Annotated in this window: 15 protein-coding genes; 4 read left to right on the top strand and 11 right to left on the bottom strand. The window is 62.4% G+C overall.

Annotated features, from left to right (window positions below; genetic code table 11):
- Positions 1 to 16: 16 nt before the first annotated feature.
- The 5 genes from H1204_RS03620 to H1204_RS03600 all read right to left on the bottom strand — a co-directional run bounded on the left by H1204_RS03620 (position 17) and on the right by H1204_RS03600 (position 5543).
- Positions 17 to 1186 (bottom strand): ABC transporter ATP-binding protein, encoded by a 1170-nt coding sequence (locus tag H1204_RS03620; protein WP_180729857.1) that lies wholly within the window; start codon positions 1184 to 1186, stop codon positions 17 to 19.
- A gap of 18 nt (positions 1187 to 1204) precedes the next feature.
- On the bottom strand, positions 1205 to 2155 hold the full coding sequence (locus tag H1204_RS03615) for a branched-chain amino acid ABC transporter permease (RefSeq protein ID WP_180729856.1): 951 nt from the start codon (positions 2153 to 2155) through the stop codon (positions 1205 to 1207).
- A gap of 227 nt (positions 2156 to 2382) precedes the next feature.
- Entirely contained in the window at positions 2383 to 3585 is a 1203-nt protein-coding gene (locus H1204_RS03610; RefSeq protein WP_180729855.1) for a branched-chain amino acid ABC transporter substrate-binding protein, read from the bottom strand.
- A gap of 540 nt (positions 3586 to 4125) precedes the next feature.
- Positions 4126 to 5085, bottom strand: a complete 960-nt coding sequence (ispH, locus tag H1204_RS03605) for a 4-hydroxy-3-methylbut-2-enyl diphosphate reductase (protein ID WP_180729854.1) — start codon at positions 5083 to 5085, stop codon at positions 4126 to 4128.
- Positions 5086 to 5087: 2 nt separating this feature from the next.
- On the bottom strand, positions 5088 to 5543 hold the full coding sequence (locus H1204_RS03600) for a peptidylprolyl isomerase (RefSeq protein WP_035987541.1): 456 nt from the start codon (positions 5541 to 5543) through the stop codon (positions 5088 to 5090).
- 189 nt (positions 5544 to 5732) lie between these two features.
- Between H1204_RS03600 and radC the strand changes: the two genes are divergently transcribed.
- The 4 genes from radC to nadB all read left to right on the top strand — a co-directional run bounded on the left by radC (position 5733) and on the right by nadB (position 8964).
- Entirely contained in the window at positions 5733 to 6461 is a 729-nt protein-coding gene (radC, locus tag H1204_RS03595; RefSeq protein WP_180729853.1) for a DNA repair protein RadC, read from the top strand.
- 258 nt (positions 6462 to 6719) lie between these two features.
- The gene (gene rpmB / locus H1204_RS03590; RefSeq protein ID WP_007586227.1) at positions 6720 to 6953 is read left to right on the top strand and encodes a 50S ribosomal protein L28; all 234 of its coding nucleotides are present in this window, start codon (positions 6720 to 6722) and stop codon (positions 6951 to 6953) included.
- 10 nt (positions 6954 to 6963) lie between these two features.
- A complete protein-coding gene (gene rpmG, locus H1204_RS03585; RefSeq protein ID WP_007586229.1) occupies positions 6964 to 7131 on the top strand; it encodes a 50S ribosomal protein L33 in 168 nt (55 codons plus the stop codon).
- 234 nt (positions 7132 to 7365) lie between these two features.
- A complete protein-coding gene (gene nadB / locus H1204_RS03580; protein WP_180729852.1) occupies positions 7366 to 8964 on the top strand; it encodes an L-aspartate oxidase in 1599 nt (532 codons plus the stop codon).
- Between the two features lie 83 nt (positions 8965 to 9047).
- Here the strand turns inward: nadB and nadC are convergent, their stop codons facing one another.
- From nadC to purN, 6 genes are all read right to left on the bottom strand, one after another.
- On the bottom strand, positions 9048 to 9950 hold the full coding sequence (nadC, locus tag H1204_RS03575) for a carboxylating nicotinate-nucleotide diphosphorylase (RefSeq protein WP_180729851.1): 903 nt from the start codon (positions 9948 to 9950) through the stop codon (positions 9048 to 9050).
- On the bottom strand, positions 9950 to 11080 hold the full coding sequence (gene nadA / locus H1204_RS03570) for a quinolinate synthase NadA (protein ID WP_180729850.1): 1131 nt from the start codon (positions 11078 to 11080) through the stop codon (positions 9950 to 9952). The genes nadC and nadA overlap by 1 nt, the downstream gene beginning before the upstream one ends.
- Positions 11081 to 11197: 117 nt before the next feature.
- The gene (locus tag H1204_RS03565) at positions 11198 to 12394 is read right to left on the bottom strand and encodes an acyl-CoA desaturase (protein WP_042310548.1); all 1197 of its coding nucleotides are present in this window, start codon (positions 12392 to 12394) and stop codon (positions 11198 to 11200) included.
- Positions 12395 to 12599: 205 nt separating this feature from the next.
- Positions 12600 to 13955, bottom strand: a complete 1356-nt coding sequence (locus H1204_RS03560; protein WP_180729849.1) for a mechanosensitive ion channel domain-containing protein — start codon at positions 13953 to 13955, stop codon at positions 12600 to 12602.
- Between the two features lie 96 nt (positions 13956 to 14051).
- A complete protein-coding gene (locus tag H1204_RS03555) occupies positions 14052 to 15311 on the bottom strand; it encodes an RsmB/NOP family class I SAM-dependent RNA methyltransferase (protein ID WP_042310450.1) in 1260 nt (419 codons plus the stop codon).
- A complete protein-coding gene (gene purN, locus H1204_RS03550) occupies positions 15308 to 15973 on the bottom strand; it encodes a phosphoribosylglycinamide formyltransferase (RefSeq protein WP_180729848.1) in 666 nt (221 codons plus the stop codon). Before purN ends, H1204_RS03555 begins: the two co-directional genes overlap by 4 nt.
- Positions 15974 to 16039 lie beyond the last annotated feature (66 nt).

Below are 16039 nucleotides of genomic sequence, written 5' to 3'. Positions count from 1 at the left end.
TCTCTGCTCCCTGTCCTTAAGCACGCACCGGCTTCTTGTTGCTGCGCTTGGCAATCTTCGCGATCTTGTCCTCGTGCTTCGGTGACGGCCACAGGCCTTCCGAGCGGTACAGCATGATCAGCACCATCGCGAGTGCGTAGACGAGCTGACGGATCACTTCCGTGTCGACGACTTCGTGACCGAAGATCAGGTGTTGCAGCGGACCCATCGTGGAGCGCAGGAACTCCGGCAGCACGGCGAGCAGCACCGCGCCGAGAATCACGCCCGGAATGTGGCCCATGCCGCCCAGCACCACGGCCGCCAGCACGACGATCGATTCCGGCAGCGTGAACGATTCCGGCGACACGAAGCCCTGGAACATGCCGAACATCGAGCCCGACAGGCCGCCAAACGACGCGCCCATCGCGAACGCAAGCAGCTTCACGTCACGGGTGTTGATGCCCATCGCCTTCGCGGCAATTTCGTCTTCGCGGATGGCGGCCCAGGCGCGGCCGATGCGCGAGTGCTGCAGACGCGTACACACCCAGATCACGAACAGCGCGCACAGCACGAACACGTAGTAGTACGAGTACACCGACGGGAACGTCAGGCCGAACAGCGAGTGCGTCTGCGAGAGACTGAAGTCGCCGACGTGGATCGGGTCGATGCCCGTGATGCCCTTCGGACCGTTGGTGATGTTGGCCGGACGATCGAGGTTGTTCAGGAAGATCCGGACGATTTCCCCGAAGCCCAACGTCACAATGGCAAGGTAGTCGCCACGCAGACGCAGCGTCGGCGCACCGAGAATCACACCGAAGAACGCAGCGACTGCCATTGCGCACGGCACGATGATCCAGAACGGCACGTGCAGCCCGCCCGGCGCGAGATGCGCGATCCATTCGAATTGCGACGACAGGTGCGGCGAACTCAACAATGCGGCCGTGTACGCGCCCACCGCGTAGAACGCGATGTAGCCCAGGTCCAGCAGGCCGGCGAAGCCGACCACTACGTTCAGGCCTAGCGCGAGCATCACATACAGCATCGCGAAGTCCAGAACGCGGACCCAGTAGTTGCCGCCAGCGGTCCCGATGATCATCGGCGCGGCGATCACGAACACGGCGGTGATGATGCCCACCACCAGCGTCTTCGTCATATTCCGTTCAGGGATGAGCGTCGTGGACGGCTCGATCGGTTGAATTGAGGTCATTGTGTTTGCTCCTTTCCCTTAGGCACGATCCGCGACACGTTCGCCAAGCAGGCCCGACGGACGGAACACCAGCACGATGATCAGCACGATGAACGCGAACACGTCCTGATAGTTACTGCCGAACACGCCACCCGTGAGGTTGCCGATGTAGCCGGCACCCAGCTGTTCGATCAGACCGAGAATCACGCCGCCGACCATTGCGCCCCCGAGGTTGCCGATACCGCCGAGCACCGCCGCCGTAAATGCCTTGAGGCCGGGAATGAAGCCCATATAGAAGTGCGCGTTGCCGTATTCCGACGCGATCATCACGCCCGCCAGCGCTGCGAGCGCCGAGCCGATCATGAAGGTCGCCGAGATCACGAAGTTCGGGTTCACGCCCATCAGCGAGGCAACGCCCGGGTTCTCGGCGATCGCGCGCATCGCGCGGCCGAGCTTCGTCTTGTGCACGAGGAGCAGCAGGCCTGCCATCACGAGGACCGCAACGACGATGATCACGATTTCAGTCATCGAGATCACGGCGCCCGGCGTCGTATCGGTGGCCTTGATCACGTTCAGCGGATCGGTCGGCAGGAGCTGCGGGAACGGCAGCGGGTTGCGCGACCAGATCATCATCGCGAGCGTCTGCAGCAGGATCGACACGCCGATCGCGGTGATCAGCGGGGCGAGGCGCGGCGCCTTGCGCAGCGGCCGGTACGCAACCCGCTCGATCGTGTAGCCCACCACCGCGCAGACGACGGCCGCTATGACCAGCGCGATGCACAGCGTCGGTATGTTGCCGAGACCGGGGAAGTGGTTCTGCAACACGCCGATGGCCGAGAGCGCGACCATCGCGCCCACCATCAGCACGTCGCCGTGCGCAAAGTTGATGATGCCGAGAATGCCGTACACCATCGTGTAGCCCAGTGCGATGATGGCGTAGACGCTGCCAAGCACCAGTCCGTTGAGAACCTGCTGGATGAAAATATCCATTTAATGCTCCTTAGCCCGTGCGACTGGATTCGCGCTCTTCATCTGCGGTTGGCACGGATGCTTCACGCAAATCGCAACGGCACTGCGGGTACTGATGTAAAAGACCGGTAAGGGTTATCTTCGTCGAGCGTCTGTAGCCACTGGGTTGCAGCGGCCCGCGCGCTCGACGCGGATGCAAAAACGGCACCGTCGGATGGTCCGGTGCCGTCAGGCTGTACGTCCCGTCATTACATCTTCACGACGTCGAGGACCGCTTTCTTGCCGTCCTTGAAGTCATAAAGCGTAATCGCGCCTTCTTTCAGGTCGCCCTTGTTGTCGAATGCGATGTGACCGATTACACCTGTGTAGTCAGTCGAGGGCATCGCAGCGAGCACCTTGGGCGGCTCGATCGAATTGGCACGCTTCATTGCATCGACGATCACGTATACAGCGTCATACGTGAACGGCGCGTAAATCTGCACCGGCGTGTGGAAGCGTGCGTCGTACTTCTTTTCGAAGTCCGCTCCCCTTTCCATCTTCGAAAGCGCAAGTCCTGCTTCCGAACACACGAGGTTCTGAACGGCACTGCCCGCCAGTTCCCCCACCTTGTCGGTGCACACGCCGTCGCCGCCAAGGATTTTTGCCCTGATTCCGAGCGCCGCTGCCTGTTTCGTGAACGGCCCGCCCGTTGCATCCATGCCGCCGAACATGATGGCGTCCGGCTGGGCACTTTTAATCTTTGTGAGGATGGCCCGGAAATCCGTGGCCCGGTCATTGGTCGCCTCGCGCGCGACGATCTTTGCGCCGCCCGCTTCCGCCGTCTTCGCGAATTCGTCAGCAAGACCCTTGCCATACGCAGTCGCGTCGTCGACCACGGCGATCCGCTTCGCGCCGAGTGACTTCGTCGCGTAGTTCGCCAGCGCCGGACCTTGCTGCGCATCGGTCGCGACGACCCGGTAGGTCGTCTTGAAGCCTTGCTGCGTATAGGCCGGATTCGTCGAGGATGGCGATATCTGCACAATGCCCGCGTCGCTATATATCTTCGAGGCCGGAATCGACACACCCGAATTCAGGTGCCCGACTACGGCAACTACATGATCGTCCACCAGCTTCTGCGCGACCTGCGTGCCCGTTTTCGGATCGCCCGCATCGTCCTGCGCGTCGAGTTGCAGCTGGATCTTGCGGCCGTCGATGGTCAATCCCTGCGCGTTGATCTCTTCAATAGCGAGACGCGCCCCGTTTTCATTGTCCTTACCCAGATGTGCAATGCCGCCCGTCAATGGGGCCGCATGACCGATCTTCACGACAGTCACTTCGCTTGCGCTAGCCGCCGACACTGCCACCGCTGCCGACGCACTCTTGTCCGCTTCGCCTTCGTTCTTTTTGCTGCACGCGGTCAACATCGCAACCGCGGCCGCGATGGACACGGCACAAGCAAACTTGACTCGCATTAAATAGGTCTCCTGCGCCTTGCTAAATCTGGCGTTCCGAGGCGCTTGAGCCCTGAGAACGCGCGCATTGTAACTCCAATTTTGCGACGGGCAATATTGTTGGAGGCGCAGGGTTTTCCTGCATTGCAACCGTGCTGCGAGGCCCTCACCAGCCGATCATCGCAACCTGGTTGCGCCAGTTTTTCGTGCATCAGTTGCACCACTGCTGACGGCTTGCAGCATCAGATGTTGCAGAGATTTCGCTGCGAGCCCGATGCTGCGGACTTCGGCACATCTATCCGTCTCAGTATTATGTTAATCCTCAAATGCACCGTATTTGTGCGCTGGTCCGCGGACCAACGCAATTGTCTGGTGAAAAACGGGGCGCGATCGGCCTCATGCACCCAAATTACGCCCCGAAAAACAAAAAGAATGTTCGCCTCGACACCGTCCCTGGTTTGTTTTTCGGTGATGTGGCACCGTTTCTATGACGATTTCGAATGTGCGAAGGCAACAAAAAAGCGCGCCCGCGGCGCGCTTTTTTGGTTGGGGACAGGGTCTTCAGGCGGGCAAACCGAGCCCGCGCGGCAACGGAAACGCGATGTTTTCCTCGATGCCTTCCAGCGCGCGCACATTGCGCACGCCCAGATCGCGCAGACGGCCGATCACGGCCTGAGCCAGCGCTTCCGGCGCCGACGCGCCCGCCGTCACGCCGATGCGGCGCTTGTCGGCGACCCACGCGGGATCGATCTGATCCGGCGAGTCAACCATATACGAAGGTACGCCGAGCTTTTCGGCCAGTTCGCGCAGCCGGTTGGAGTTCGAGCTGTTCGGGCTGCCGACGACGATCACCACATCGCACTGAGGGGCCATGAACTTGACGGCGTCCTGGCGGTTTTGCGTCGCGTAGCAGATGTCCTGCTTCTTCGGTTCCTTGACGTTGGGGTACTTCGCCTTCAGCGCGGCAATGATCTGCGCGGCGTCATCCACGGACAGCGTGGTTTGTGTCACGTACGCGATGCGGTCGGGGTCGGCGAGCTGCAGCGCCTGCACGTCCTCGATATCTTCGACGAGATACATGCCCTCGGCCGTCTGTCCCATCGTGCCTTCCACTTCGGGGTGACCCTTGTGGCCGATCATGATGATGTCGAAGCCTTCGGCGCGCATCTTCGCGACTTCGATGTGCACCTTGGTGACGAGCGGACAGGTCGCGTCGTACACGCGCAGGCCGCGCTCGTCGGCTTCGGCCCGCACGGCCTTCGAAACGCCGTGCGCGCTGAAGATCACCGTACTGCCCGACGGCACTTCTTCCAGTTGCTCGATGAAGATCGCGCCCTTCTTGCGCAGGTCTTCGACGACATACGCGTTATGAACGATTTCGTGACGCACGTAGATCGGCGAACCGTACAGCTTGATGGCGCGTTCGACGATCTCGATCGCCCGATCGACGCCGGCGCAGAATCCGCGCGGCTGCGCGAGCAGGATTTCAGCTTCGGCGAGAGTCGTGTCCGTGATGCTCATATTTACAGGATCCCGATGATTTTGACTTCGAACGTCAGCGCCTGGCCGGCGAGCGGATGGTTGAAATCGAAGAGAGCCGAGGTTTCACCCACTTCCTTCAGCACGCCAGCGTAGCGACCGCCGCCCGGCGCATTGAATTCGACGAGATCGCCGGGAGAAAAATCCTCGCCGATCATCGCGTTTTCGCGCAACGTGGCCAGCGACACGCGCTGGATCAGCTCCGGGTTGCGCGGGCCGAAACCCTGACCCGGCTCTAGCTGAAAGGTCGAATGGTGGCCCACCTTCAATCCCAGCAGAATGTCTTCCAGCGGCGGCGCCAACTGGCCCGCGCCCAGCAGCAGCGTAGCGGGTTTGTCGTTAAAGGTGCTGACGATCTCGGCGCCATCGGCGAGCGAAAGCCGGTAGTGAAGTGTGACGTGCGAACCGGGTTTCACTTCGGAGATGTCGATGATGCTCATGCGGTACTCGTTCGGTCGTGGCGCGCGGCGCACAAACGCAGCGGCGCGGGTCGCGCGCATGGCGTGCCCGAGCCATGCCGGGGGCGCCGTGCGCAAAGGATCTATTGTAAGCCACATATCCCGAGCCGGCTGGAACGTTGCTGCGCGGCGCGTCGTCGCCGCGTCATCTGAATTTCGAAGGACATTGCCATGAACGATACGATAGTCATGCCGCGCCCTGCGGCAGAAAAACCTCCGATACGCCGTCCGCAGCCCACGTGGCCGACGCGCGACATGCCGCGCGAGCGGCTGCTCGAGGCCGGTCCGGCAGCGCTCTCCGAAACCGAACTCGTTGCGCTCGTGCTCGGCTCCGGGCTGCCCGGCCACAATGTCTTCGATGTCGTGCGCTCGCTGCTGGAGCGTTTCGGTTCGTTGCGCGCGATGCTCGATGCGACGCCCGAAGACTTCGACGGCGTGCGCGGCGTAGGGCCCGCCAAGCGCGCTCAACTGCTGGCGATCATGGAGATGGCGCGGCGCGCGCTCGTGGAAAAGATGCGCGAGCGTCCGCTGATCGATTCTCCCGAAGCCGTCGAGGACTATTTGCGGCTGTTGATCGGCTCGCGGCCTTACGAGGTGTTCATCTGCCTCTTTCTCGACACGCGGCACCGGTTGATCCGCTCCGAAGAAAACTCGCGCGGTTCGCTCACGCGCATGGCCGTGTACCCGCGCGAGATCGTTCGGCGCACGCTGTCGGTCAATGCGGCAAGCCTGATCGTCGCGCATAATCACCCGTCCGGCGCCGTCAAGCCGAGCGCCAGCGACCGCCAGCTCACGCGCGTGCTGCGCGACACCCTCGCACTGATCGACGTGCAACTGATCGACCATCTGGTAATCGGCGTGAACGAGACGTTTTCGTTCGCCCGCGCCGGCTGGCCATGAGTCGTAGCGCAATGAGCACACAGGGGGAAAGGCGCGGGCGATAGCGTTGCGCATCTGTCCTCCCCGTCGCAAATAAGGTTTGATATTTCGGCTTTTTTTCTGCTAGAATTTCGGTTTGCCTCTTTCCAACCCCTGTTCCGAAGCCTCAAGGCCTTTCCGGAAAGCGAGAGACTAAGTCGGCTACGGCTTGGTTCTTATGTTTTCCCGGGAAACTTCACGGCGTTCCGAACTCAGAATTAGCGTATTAGGAGTGCTCTCATGGCACGCGTATGCCAAGTAACTGGGAAAGCGCCGATGAGCGGCAACAACGTTTCCCACGCGAACAACAAGACCAAGCGTCGTTTTCTCCCGAACCTGCAGAACCGCCGTTTCTGGGTTGAAAGCGAAAACCGTTGGGTGCGCCTGCGCGTTTCGAACGCGGGCCTGCGCCTGATCGACAAGAACGGTATCGACACGGTGCTCGCTGACCTGCGCGCACGTGGCGAAGCCTAAGGAGTAAATCATGGCCAAGGGCGCACGCGACAAGATCAAGCTGGAATCGACCGCTGGTACGGGTCACTTCTACACGACCACGAAGAACAAGCGCAACATGCCGGAAAAGATGGAGATCATGAAGTTCGATCCCGTCGTCCGCAAGCATGTGGCGTACAAGGAAACGAAGATCAAGTAATCTGGTCTTCTTCCTGCCGAAAAAGCCCCGCACTTTGCGGGGCTTTTTGTTTTCTGGTCACCGGCATTGGACCGGCCCTGTTCGTAATCCTTTCCTCTTCCGGCGCGCGCAATAGCCTACGCCGTGCGGTCAGCTTTTCCTCGGCGGTCTCAACGCGTATGCTGTTCGGTTTCCCAATCGAACGGTCTTGGCGGCGCATGCCGCACCGGCCGCGCAATACGACGGAGAGAGGAGATGAATTTCGATGTAGCGATTGTCGGCAGCGGACTGGCCGGATTGAGTGTCGCGCTGAATCTCGCGCAGACGCGGCGCGTCGCCGTGATCGCCAAGCGTTCGCTGACGGATGGCGCCAGCGACTGGGCGCAAGGCGGCATCGCCGCCGTGCTCGATTCGGCCGATAGCGTCGAGAATCACGTCGACGACACGTTGATCGCCGGCGGCGGCTTGTGCGATGAAGCCGCGACGCGCTTCATCGTCGAGCATGGCCGCGAGGCGATCCAGTGGCTGATCGACCAGGGCGTGCCGTTCACCAAGGACGACGCTGCGGAACTCGGCTTCCACCTGACGCGCGAAGGCGGCCACAGCCATCGGCGCATCATCCACGCCGCCGATGCGACGGGCCACGCCGTCGTCGCGACGCTGAGCGAGCGCGTGCGGCAGCATCCGAACATCACGCTGCTCGAAGACCACTACGCGATCGACCTGATCACCTCGGACCGCCTCGGCCTGCCGGGACGCCGCTGTCACGGCCTGTACGCGCTCGATCTCGCAAGCGGCCGCACCGTCACCATCGAGGCGCCACATACCGTGCTCGCTACGGGCGGCGCAGGCAAGGTCTATCTGTACACGACGAACCCCGACACCGCGACGGGAGACGGCATTGCAATGGCCTGGCGGGCCGGTTGTCGCGTGTCGAACATGGAGTTCATCCAGTTTCATCCAACCTGTCTGTTTCACCCTTATGCCAAGTCCTTCCTGATCTCAGAGGCTGTGAGAGGAGAAGGCGGCATTCTTAAGCTGCCCGACGGCACCCGCTTCATGCCTGCTCACGACGAACGTGCAGAACTGGCGCCACGCGATATCGTCGCGCGCGCGATCGACTTCGAGATCAAAAAGCGCGGTATCGACTGCGTGTATCTCGACATCAGCCATCAACCACCGGAATTCCTGCGCGAACACTTCCCGACCATTCTTGCGCGCTGCCTCGAGTTCGGTATCGACATCACGAAAGAGCCGATTCCCGTCGTGCCCGCGGCGCACTACACGTGCGGCGGCGTCGTCACAGATCTCGCCGGGCGCACGGATCTGGCCGGGCTTTACGCTGTCGGTGAAACGTCGTGCACCGGCCTGCACGGCGCGAACCGGCTCGCGAGCAATTCGCTGCTGGAGTGCCTCGTAATCGGCCGCTCGGCTGCGCAAGCGATCGAAGAAGAAGGCTTCGGCGCGGCCGTGCATGCGCCGCTACCCGATTGGGACGAGAGCCGCGTGTCCGATCCCGACGAAGAAGTGGTCGTCGCGCACAACTGGGACGAACTGCGCCGCCTGATGTGGAATTACGTCGGCATCGTACGCACGGACAAGCGGCTCGCGCGCGCGAAACACCGGCTGACGTTGCTGCGCGACGAAATCCATGAGTACTACGCGAACTTCAAGGTGAGCCGCGATTTGCTCGAACTGCGCAATCTGGTCGATGTGGCGTCGCTGATCGTCGAAGGCGCGCGTTCGCGGCGCGAGAGCCGCGGGCTGCACTACAGCCGCGACTGGCCGAACGCGCTGCCCAAGGCGCTGCCCACCGTGCTTTCGCCGGAGCGCGTGCCGAATCGCAACGTGTAGCCGTCGCGTGCGCAAAAAAAAAGCCATCGCCAGTCTGAATGACTGGCGATGGCCTTTTGCTTGAGTCGTTTAACCGCCGCGTATCAAACGATACGCATCGAGAAATCCGTTGCCCGCACGTCCTTGGTCAACGACCCAACCGACACGCGATCGACGCCCGTCTCGGCAATCTGCCGGATCGTGTCGAAGTTCACGCCGCCCGACACTTCGAGCACCGCGCGTCCTGCCGTGATGCGCACGGCGTCACGCATCATGTCGAACGAGAAGTTGTCGAGCAGAATCGACTGCGCGCCATGGGCGAGCGCGGATTCCAGTTGTTCGAGCGTTTCGACTTCGATCTGGATCGACACGCCTGCATTCAGCGCGAGCGCCGCCTGCATCGCCGCGCCGACGCCGCCCGCCGCCGCGATGTGATTCTCCTTGATCAGAATGCCGTCGTAGAGCGCGAGACGCTGGTTCGCGCCGCCGCCGACGCGCACCGCGTACTTCTGCGCGAGACGCAGGCCGGGGAGTGTCTTGCGCGTATCGAGCACGCGTGCGCGGGTATGCGCGATCGCATCAGCGAACTTGCGCGTCGCGCTCGCCACGCCGGACAGCATCTGCAGGAAGTTGAGGCCGTTGCGTTCAGCCGTCAGCAGCGAGCGCGCCGGGCCGCGCAGCGTGCATACCACGGAATCCGCCGACATGCTGTCGCCTTCGCGATAACGCCATTGCACTTCGATGCGTGGATCGACGCGTCGCATCACTTCGTTGAACCACGGCACACCGCACAGCACAGCCGCCTCGCGCACGATGATGCGCGCATCGCGCATTTCATCGGCGGGCACGAGCAGGCCCGTCAAATCGCCACTGCCGACGTCTTCCGCAAGCGCATCGCTGACGTTGCGCGCGATCGCGGCAGCAAACGCTTCACCGTACTGCGCCGCGATTTCCGCGAAGAGCGGCGATACCGCGTCCTTCAACTCCAGTTGGTCATTCGCGCCCATCAAGCGGCTCCAACGTTAGAGAACAGCGCCATATCGCGTGCGAGATCGCCACTCGCCTGTACGCGCTTCTTGTGACGCGCGGCGAAATCGAGCATCCGGTCGATCGGCAGACGGGCGCGCTCGCCGAGCGACGGGTCGACAAAGATTTCGTTGTGGCCGCGCTCCAGCACATCCGCGAGATTGCGCAAGCCGTTCATCGCCATCCACGGGCAATGCGCGCAGCTCTTGCACGTCGCGCTGTTGCCGGCCGTGGGCGCTTCGATGAAGGTCTTGCCAGGCGCCGCGAGCCGCATCTTGTGCAAGATACCGAGGTCCGTCGCGACAATGAAGTGCGTCGCGTTGCTGTTCTTCGCCGCGTCGATCAGTTGCGTCGTCGAGCCGACCACATCTGCCTGCGCAACCACGCTTTCCGGCGACTCCGGATGCACGAGCACTTTCGCGTCCGGATATTCGGCGCGCAACAGATCGAGCTCGACGCCCTTGAATTCGTCATGCACCAGACACGAGCCTTGCCACAGCAGCATGTCGGCGCCCGTCTTCTTCTGGATATAGCTGCCTAGATGGCGGTCCGGCGCCCAGATGATCTTTTCGCCGCGAGCGTGAAGATCAGCGACGATTTCCAGTCCGATCGACGACGTCACCATCCAGTCGGCTCGCGCCTTCACCGCGGCACTCGTATTGGCGTAGACGACGACAGTGCGGTCCGGATGCGCATCGCAGAAAGCGGAAAACTCGTCGACAGGACAGCCTAGATCGAGCGAACAGGTCGCGTCCAGATCGGGCATCAGAATGCGCTTGTTCGGGCTGAGAATCTTCGCGGTTTCGCCCATGAATCGCACGCCGGCTACGACCAGCGTCTGCGCGTCGTGATCGCGTCCGAAGCGCGCCATTTCAAGCGAATCGGCCACGCAACCGCCTGTCTCATCCGCGAGTTCCTGCAGTTCCGGATCGACGTAGTAGTGCGCGACGAGCACCGCCTTTTCACGCCTGAGCAAGCCGCGAATACGCTCCTTCAGCGCGAGCCGCTCCTGCGTCGACGGTGCGTCGGGCACCTTCGCCCAAGCTTGGCCAACACCGCACGCTGCGCCTTGCGGACGGTCGTACTCGACGCTCCTGATCGCCTGATTCATGATCTCCTCTGCCCTGCTGATTCCGCCGCCGACTGCCATTTCGGCGGCCCAAAAAGAAAAACCCCGCCAACGCGGGGTTTTGTGACGTAACGAAAGTTTAATAGATTTCGTCGCGTATCAGGCATAGCGCCGCAGGCGCATCGCAAATTCCTGCAAGGCCTTGATGCCGCTTTGTTCAGCGCGATGACACCAATCTTGCAATTGCACCAGCAGCTGTTCGCGCGATGCGTTAGAACGCTCCCACATCGCAGCGAGTTCATTGCGCAACTCGATATAGGTGCGCAATTTTTGACTGTTGGCGAAAATCTGCGGCAACTGACGACGCTGCGGCTCGTCCAGACCCGCCTCTTCCTTGTGGAACCAGCCACGCGCGCCGCGCATAACTTGATACTTTTCGCGCGCGCCCACTTCCTTCAGATGTGCCAGTTCCTGACGGTAAGCGCGCTTGATCGCCTTCGCGTAAGTCGCCATCACTTCATAGCGGTTCGCGAGCACGGCTTGCAGGGTGTCCTGATCCAGCACGAGCTTGCCCGTGGTCAGACGCGGCGTCGGTGCGATCTTCTTCACCTTGGCCAGACGGAACGCCGACATGATGCGGATATACATCCAGCCGATATCGAACTCGTACCACTTGTTCGACAGCTTCGCGGACGTCGCGTACGTGTGGTGATTGTTGTGCAGTTCTTCGCCGCCGATGATGATGCCCCACGGGATCAGATTCGTGCTCGCATCCGACGAGTTGAAGTTGCGATAACCCCAGAAGTGTCCGAGACCGTTGACGACGCCCGCCGCCCAGAACGGAATCCAGATCATCTGCACGGCCCACACGCTCAGACCGACGATGCCGAACAGCGCGACGTCGACGACCATCATGATGCTCACGCCGAGGATCGGGTACTTCGTGTAGACGTTGCGCTCGATCCAGTCATTCGGCGTGCCGTGGCTGAACTTGCGCATCGTTTCTTCGTTCTTCGCTTCGGTGCGATACAGCTCTGCACCTTCGAGCAGCACCTTCCAGATGCCGCGCGTCTGCGGGCTGTGCGGATCTTCTTCCGTCTCGCACTTCGCGTGGTGCTTGCGGTGAATCGCAGCCCATTGACCCGTCAGCATGCCCGTGGTCATCCACAGCCAGAAGCGGAAGAAGTGGGCGGCAACGGGATGCAGATCCAGCGCGCGGTGCGCCTGGCAGCGGTGCAGATAGACAGTGACGCCAATGATCGTGACGTGCGTGACGGCGAGCGTCCACAACACGATTTGCCACCACGAGAAACGCAGTGCGCCGTGGGCAAGGAAATCAAGCAAGGAATTCAACAAGGCCATTTACCTAGGAACGGAAGACATTCGCAGAAGGATACAACGGCGGATGTCAAGAAAGTGAAAGCAACGAGTTATTTACGACGATATTCTACGCGAACCGTTCCAAGTATCTGTAACAAATAAGGAAATTGTTGTGCTGCATCAACCGGTTGCCGCTGATAAAGGGTCGAAATCCGCGTAAATACCGTCGCAAAGACCCGTTTCAGGCGGCACTGCCGGATTCGCTCGCGGCGTGTCCGGTCATTGTTACCGCCTGCGACATGATGTCGCTAGAGCCGGCGACGATGCGCACTTCGCGTTGCGCATACGGAATCGCGATGCCGTTCTCCGAAAAGAGCCGCCAGATATTGCGGTTCACGTTCGAGCGCACGCCGGACGTGCCCGTCGCTGCGTCCTGAATCCAGTAGCCGAGTTCGAGATTGATGCCATCCGGCCCGAAGCCCGCCAGATAAGGCGTGGGCGCCGGGTCCTGTAGCACCCGGTCAACCCCGTGCGTGGCCTCGACGAGCAGCGCCATCGCCTTTTCGACATCGGTCGAATACGAGATCTGGAGCGTCGCCTTGGCGTTGCCGCGCGTCAGGTATGACGATTGGTTCTGCACGACGTCGGTGATGAGCTTTTCGTTCGGAACCAGTGTTTCGATGCCGTCGAGCCCGCGCACCACCGTATAGCGCGTGCGGATCTGCGTGACCATGCCTTGCAGCCCGCTCACGTTGATCGTGTCGCCGATCCGCAGCGACCGGTCGATCAGGATGATGAAGCCCGACACATAGTTGCTCGCGATCTTCTGCAAGCCGAAACCGAGGCCCACGCCGAGCGCGCCGCCGAACACGCCGAGCACCGTGATGTCGATGCCCACCAGCGACAGGCTGATCAGCACAGCGCCGAGTATCAGCAGCGCCCGGCCGACGCGCGACAGCACCACTTTCAGGTTCGCATCGAGTGCGCCCGAGCGCATCAGCCGGTCTTCGAGCGCCGCGCCGAGCCACATCGCGACGATCATCGTCACGCAGACCCACAGCAGCCCCGACAGCAGCGACAACAGCGTCACATGCGTGTTGGCGATCCTGAACTGCACGCTCGCCATCCACTTGAGCACGTCGTTCTGGATGCCCATCACGGTCAGCACCATGCCGACCCAGACGATCAGCGACACGACCTTCTCGACCAGCGACACCCACGTGTGCGCGTTGCCGTCGCGGCCGAACACGCGCCGCGCGAGATAGAACACGATGTAAATCAGCCCGATGCCGAACAGCGGCACCAGCGCGAGATCGAGCAGCGACGTATGAATGAACTGCCCGGCGATGGCCCGCGCGATCCACACGAGCACGCCGCCCAGCAGCGGAAAGAGCGCGCGGTTGAGCGCCTCGGCGCCGAAACGCAGCGCGCCGTAGCGGGTTTCGCGCTGCGCATCGAGCGCGCGGCGCATCAGTCGCGCGAGCAGATACGCGAGCGCCAGCGTGCCGATCAGCACGCCGACCTGCCACAAAATGACAGGCTGGCCAAAGTCGCGCACGACGTCGCCCAGCATGTGGAAGAAGAGATGGTTTTGCATGATGTTTCCAGCGGCTGGCGTTTCCAGCGGCGGCGCGGCGCTCACACAGCGCGCGCCGGCCAGACCGGTCAAGCCCGGCCGTTCGCGTGGCAGGCCTTAGCCGCGGCGTTCCAGCACGGCCGCGAAGAAGCCGTCCGTCGCATGACGATGCGGCCAGAGCGACAGGTAATCGCCCATTTCCAGTTCGATGCGCTGCTCGGCGAGCACGTCGCGCGCGGGCACGAGCACGAAATCCGGGTGATCGGCGAGAAACTGCTGCACGACGCCTTCGTTTTCCGCATCGAGGATACTGCACGTCGCGTAGACGAGGCGGCCGCCCTTCTTCACGAGACGCGCGGCGCTCGTCAGGATGGACAACTGCTTCGGCGTCAGTTCGGCGATCGACTCCGGCGACTGGCGCCATTTCAGATCAGGATTGCGGCGCAGCGTGCCGAGGCCGCTGCACGGCGCATCGACCAGCACGCGGTCGATCTTGCCCGCAAGCCGCTTGATCTTCGCGTCGTGTTCGCTGTCGATCAGCACCGGGTTCACGTTCGACAGCCCGCTGCGCGCGAGGCGTGGCTTGAGCTTCGCGAGCCGGCGGTCGGAGATGTCGAAGGCGTAGAGACGGCCCGTCGAGCGCATCATCGCGCCGAGCGCCAATGTCTTGCCGCCCGCGCCCGCGCAGAAGTCGACGATCATCTCGCCGCGCTTGGGCGCGACCAGCGAGCACAGCAACTGGCTGCCCTCGTCCTGCACTTCGAGCCAGCCGTCCTGGAACGCGTCGAGCTTGGTGAGCGGCGGCTTGCCGACAACACGAACGCCAAACGGCGCGAACGGCGTCGCGCCCGCCTCGATACCCGCCTTCGACAGCGCCGACAGCACTTCGTCGCGGCTCGCCTTGATCGGGTTCGCGCGCAGGTCGAGCGGCGCCGGGTAGTTCAACGAGGCGGCCAGGTGCGCGAGTTCTTCGGCTTCGAAGCGCTTGCTGAGCGCCTGGTAGATCCAGTCGGGAAGATTCAGACGGGTACGCAGCGGCAAGCTCTGCGGATCGATCTTCGCCACGTGCTCGAGCCACGCGTTTTCCGCGTCCGACATGAACGGCTTCAATGCCGTGCGGCCGGCCGTCTGCATCAATCCGAGCAGCGTGAGGCGCCGGGCAGGACTGCCCGTGCCGCCTTCGGCCAGATGCGCAAACTCCATCCGGCGGCGCAGCACGGCAAATACCGCTTCCGCGATCACGCCGCGCTCGCCGTGGCCGAGCTTCGGATGCGCGCGGAAAAAGCGGCTGGTCGCGGCATCGGCGGGGCCGGTGAACTTGAGGACCTCGGCGAGCAGTGTCTCGGTTTGTCCAATCAGAAATCCATGCAGTTTCATTCGCCCTCCCTGGCGGTGTTCTGGCTTGTTGTGTCAAGGAAGAGCCATTGAGGCTCAGGTGGCGTCACGGTGACGTGCAGGCCGTCGACGGCAATACGCCCTTCGACGAACCAGCGCACTGCGCGCGGATAAATAACATGTTCGGTGCCGAGCACGCGCGCGGCGAGCGTCGCGGCATCGTCGCCGGCCAGCACGGGTACGGCCGATTGCAGCACGATCGGCCCGTGATCGAGCGTCGGCGTGACGAAATGCACCGACGCGCCGTGCAGCCGCACGCCGGCGTCGAGCGCCTGCTGGTGTGTCTTGAGGCCCGGAAAGCTCGGCAGCAGCGACGGATGCACGTTGATCATGCGCCCCGCGTAACGGTTGACGAAGGCGTCCGTCAGCACGCGCATGAAGCCGGCGAGCACGACGAGGTCGGCCGCAAAGCCGTCGATTTCGCGCGCGAGCGCAGCGTCGAAGCTGTCGCGGTCGGGAAACTGGCGGTGGTCGACGACCTTCGTGGCAATACCTTGCGACGCCGCGAATTCAAGCCCCGCGGCATCAGGACGGTTGGCAATCACGGCGGCGACACGTGCCGGCCAGCCTTCGTTCGCGCAGGCGCGCACGATGGCTTCCATGTTGCTGCCCCGTCCGGAAATCAGAATGACGAGATTTTTCATTTGCGGATTTTATCATTCGGCCAGGCCCCGATCCGCGCGCCGGCGCCGTGTGGCGCCCTGTGCGTT

Source organism: Paraburkholderia sp. PGU19 (genome assembly GCF_013426915.1).
Taxonomy (GTDB): domain Bacteria; phylum Pseudomonadota; class Gammaproteobacteria; order Burkholderiales; family Burkholderiaceae; genus Paraburkholderia.
Note: the sequence above shows the minus strand (reverse complement) of the source record. Positions and strands in the feature narration are given on the sequence as shown.